Consider the following 4,170-nt stretch of genomic DNA (forward strand, 5'->3'; position numbering starts at 1 on the left):
CGGCTGGAGGACGTCAAGCGCCTGGACCGGCTGCTCGACGCGTTCGCCGTGGCCTGCGCCGAGACGCCCGGTACGCCCGGCTGGGAGCTGCACCTCTTCGGCGACGGCCCCGAGGAATCCGGGCTCCGGTCCCGGGCGGCGCGGCTCGGCATCGACGGCCGGGTGCGCTTCCGGGGCAGCGTGCGCGACATGGCGGCCGCCTACCGGGAGCTGTCCGTGGTGGCCCTGACCAGCGAACGGGAAGGGCGCCCCATGGCCCTCGCGGAGGCATCCGCCGCCGGGGTGCCCTGCGTGAGCTTCGACCTCTCCGGCGGGGTACGCGAACTGGTCGACCACGGGCGTACGGGAACCCTCGTCCCCGCCGGTGACACGGCGGCCTTCGCCATGGCACTCCGCGAACTGATGCGGGACGGGGAACTGCGCTTCCGCTACGGGCGGGCCGCGCGTGAGCACGTGGCACCCTTGCGCACGGCGTGCGTACTGGACCGCTGGGAGGCCCTGTTCGAGGAGATCGACCGGTGAGGCGGCCGCCGGTCCGGCCGGCCGGATCAGTCGCGCCGCTCACGCCGCCTGTGCGGGCCGTGCTGCCTCTGGCGGCCGCGCGCCCACAGCCTGCGCAGGGCGACCGCCGCGGCCGCCCGTACGCCCGGAGCCAGCCGGACGGCCAGCGAACCGGTGGCCGTGGCATAGGGGTGGGCCAGCAGCAGGCCGAAGCGCAGGCTCGGCAGAGCGAGCCGGTGCAGGCCACGCCCCGCGGCCCGTACGGAGGTACGGAAGGAACCGCCTGTCGACGGATGCAGCCGCACACGGATGTCCCAGGACTGCGGCGCGCTGCCCGCACCGTCGCGCACGCCCAGCCCGGCGAGCCGCGCGAGGCCGACCGGCAGACGCACGCTCCACGGCGGATCGCCGAACAGAGGCACGCTGCACCGCAGGCCCGCCGTGCCGTTGCGGTGGTTCAGCTCGACGTCGACCGCGCGCGGAGGACCTGCGGCGAGCCGCCCGTACAGATCGTGCACCCGCAGCCGCAGTTCGCGGCGCAGGGGCCGCAGTTCCGCGTCGACCGTCACCGGGAGCCGGCCGACGGGCACCTCCGCCGGGTCCGTGACACCGTCCAGGAGCGCGGCCGGGAGATCCGGCGCCCACACCGGGGCACCCTCGTGCTCCGCGTACGGGGGCAGGAGCCGTGCCGGGCGGGCGGCGAGCTGCGACAGCCGGGCGAGGTCGCGCGGCGCCTCCGAGGCGAGCACCACCCGGGCGATCCAGCGCGACGGGGCGCGGGCCGCGCGCAGCTCCGCCTCCTCGTACGTGGCCAGATAGCCGCGGGTGACCCGCCACCAGGCGTGCCGGTAGCCCGCGCTGCGCAGGGGAAGTTCGCGCACGTACATCCGCAGGTCGTGGTCGAGGAACTTCACCCGCGCCGCGCGGGCCAGCGCCTCGCTGCCCGCCTCACGGAAGACGTCCACGCTCCGCCGGTGGGCGGAGACACGCGCCTGCCAGTTGGTGATGCGCTCGCGGTCCAGGGAGATCGACGGTGCGCCGTCGCGCCGCACGTGCCAGATGTAGACGGTGTCGGGCACGGTCGCGACGCGGGGCGCCGCCGCCAGTACCCGCGCGGTGAAGACGAAGTCCTCGTAGACGAAGGGCCCTTCGGGGAAGGCGATGGCGTGCTCGGTGAGGAAGGCGCGCGAATACAGCTTGTTGACGCAGAGCGTGTCGTGGAGCAGTGCCGGGTGGTCGGCGGCGGAGCGGACGCCCGCCCGCCGGTACAGACCGGGCTGCCAGCGGGTCTCCCGGCCCCGGGGCAGTTCGCGGCGGACGCACAGGCCCGCCGCCACGGGCGCGTGATGCCGCAGCGCGGCCCGCAGGAGAGCCTTCGCCGCACCCTCGGGAAGCGTGTCGTCGCTGTCCAGGAACATCACGTACGGCGCGGTCGCGACCCGCACGCCGTCGTTGCGCGGGGCCCCGCAGCCACCGCTGTTGACCGCCCGGCGCACGACCCGCAAGCGGGGCTCCCCGGTGGCCAGTTCGTCGAGCACGCGGTCCGTGCCATCGGTGGAGGCGTCGTCCACGGCGATGACCTCGGAGACGACCGGCCCTTGGGTGAGGGCCGACCGCACGGCGTCACCGATCCGGCCCGCGTCGTCGAAACCGATGACGACCACCGCGACCTGCGGCGGGCCGACGGGATCGACGAATGCGGCGGACCCGGCAGGTGTCACGGACTCGACGGGCGTCGCGGACTCGGAGGGCGACTTGGGCATGGCAGGAACAGGCCCCGCGATCCCGTCGGCATCCACTTCCATATAAATCATCTTTACTCACGAATAGGCCCGCCCTGTGGATATCCCGGCCCACGCACGGCCGGATGGGGGAAGCATCGGAACCGGCGGCGCGAAGGGCGCCGGGCCGGGACGCGGCACGCGAGGGGGACGGCATGCGCACGGTACTGACGAGGCGGGCGGGGACACTCCGCCAAGAGCCGCCACCGCCATCGGCCCCGGCGTCCGAACCGGCCCGCGGCGGCCTGCGATGGCACGCCGCCTTTGCCCCCGCTCGCCGTGCGGCCACGCTCGCCGTGCTCGTCCCCGCGCTCGCGATGCTCGCCGTCGGCCTGTGGGGCCTCGACCGCGGCACGATGTGGCGGGACGAGAGCGCCACCTTCCAGGTGGCGCGCCGATCGGTGCCGCAGATATGGCATCTGCTCGGCTCGGTCGACGCCGTCCACGGCCTCTACTACCTGCTGATGCACGCCGTGCTCGCCCTACGCGCCGACGAGATCGCGCTGCGCCTGCCGTCCGTCGCCGCCGCCGTGGCCACCGCCGCGCTCGTCGGTGCCCTCGGCAGCCGCCTGGCCCGCCCGCGCGTCGGCCTGTGGGCCGGGCTGCTCTACGCGGCCACCCCCTTCGTCAGCCACTACGCGCAGGAGGGCCGCTCCTACGCCCTGGTCGCCGCGGGTGCCGCGCTGGCGACGTGGCTGCTGACCGGTGCCGTCGAGGACGGCGGCCGCGCCCGGTGGGCGGGCTACGGCGCGGTGGTCGCGGTCACCGCGCTGCTGCACGAGTTCGCGATCCTGATCCTGGCCGCGCACGCCGTGACCCTGCTCGCCTCCCGGGTGCCGGGCCGGACGTGGCGCGCCTGGGGCCTCACGGCCGCCGCCGCGTGCGCGGCGCTCGCGCCGCTGGCCGTCCTCTCCCATGGGCAGAGCGCCCAGGTCTCCTGGATCAGAACCCCCGGCCCCGCGGAGGCGGAAGCACTGCTGCGGTCCTTCGCGGGCCCCCGCGACCTCGTCCTGGCGGGCACGCTGCTGCTGATCACCGCGGCCCTGGTCACCCCCGCACCCCGAGCGGGACGCACAGGACGCGGAGAACACCGGACGAAGACGCTCCACTTGAACGCCGTCGCGCTGCCACTCGCGCTCGTACCACCCGTCCTGCTCTACGCGGCGGCTCAGTACAAGCCGCTCTTCCTCGACCGCTATCTGCTGTTCTGCCTCGCGGGCGTGCCCCTGCTCGCCGCCGCCGGGGCCGACCGCCTCCTCGGAGCGCTGCCGTGGCGGCGGACCGTGACCCTGGCCGGGGCGGCCGCCGTCGCGGCGGCCTTCCTGTGGCAACTACCGCAACAGGAACGTGAACGCCTGCCCACCAGCCGCGGCGACTCACTCGGCCCCGTGGCCGCCCTGGCCGGACGCCTGGCCAGGCCGGGCGACGCGGTGCTTTTCCTCCCCCTGCACGAACGCCGTGTCGCCCTCGCCTACCCCCAGGACTTCACGGAACTCCACGACCTCGCGCTGCAGCAATCACCAACGGCCTCCGGCACCCTCTTCGGGAAGGAGCTCACCCCCATGGAGTTGCGCGACCGCCTGACGCAACTCCCGCCGGGAAGCAGAGTATGGACGATCGCGGACACCACCACACTGGGCACACCGTGGTTCCATGCCCAACGAGCCGAGTTCGCGAAGTCCACCGAACTGACAAGGCTCTTCCAGGAGAAAACCGCGGTCTACGTCCGTGGCGGCGGGGTCACGCTGTACATACGCCGCGAGTAAGGAACCTGGACCCCCTCGCACGGAACATCTGCCCGCAAACAATGGCGGGGGACAACCACCCCCTGCGGAGAGCCGAAAAACGAACAGGCACCCCCTACGGAAAGCCGACAACCGGTGGAGGG

At 74.1% G+C, this 4,170-nt stretch carries 3 protein-coding genes; 2 read left to right on the forward strand and 1 reads right to left on the reverse strand.

What is annotated here, in order from left to right; genetic code table 11:
- On the forward strand, nucleotides 1-522 hold a 522-nt coding region (locus tag K6I34_RS32820), incomplete at its 5' end, for a glycosyltransferase (RefSeq protein ID WP_229331687.1).
- Nucleotides 523-548: 26 nt separating this feature from the next.
- Here the strand turns inward: K6I34_RS32820 and K6I34_RS32825 are convergent.
- Nucleotides 549-2,306, reverse strand: a complete 1,758-nt coding sequence (locus tag K6I34_RS32825; protein ID WP_229331688.1) for a glycosyltransferase — start codon at nucleotides 2,304-2,306, stop codon at nucleotides 549-551.
- A 131-nt stretch (nucleotides 2,307-2,437) separates the two neighbouring features.
- On the opposite strand from K6I34_RS32825, the gene K6I34_RS32830 reads away from it, so the two are divergent.
- Nucleotides 2,438-4,048 (forward strand): glycosyltransferase family 39 protein, encoded by a 1,611-nt coding sequence (locus K6I34_RS32830; protein ID WP_229331689.1) that lies wholly within the window; start codon nucleotides 2,438-2,440, stop codon nucleotides 4,046-4,048.
- Nucleotides 4,049-4,170 lie beyond the last annotated feature (122 nt).

The organism is Streptomyces sp. UNOC14_S4 (genome assembly GCF_020740835.1).
In the GTDB taxonomy this organism is placed as follows: Bacteria; Actinomycetota; Actinomycetes; order Streptomycetales; family Streptomycetaceae; genus Streptomyces.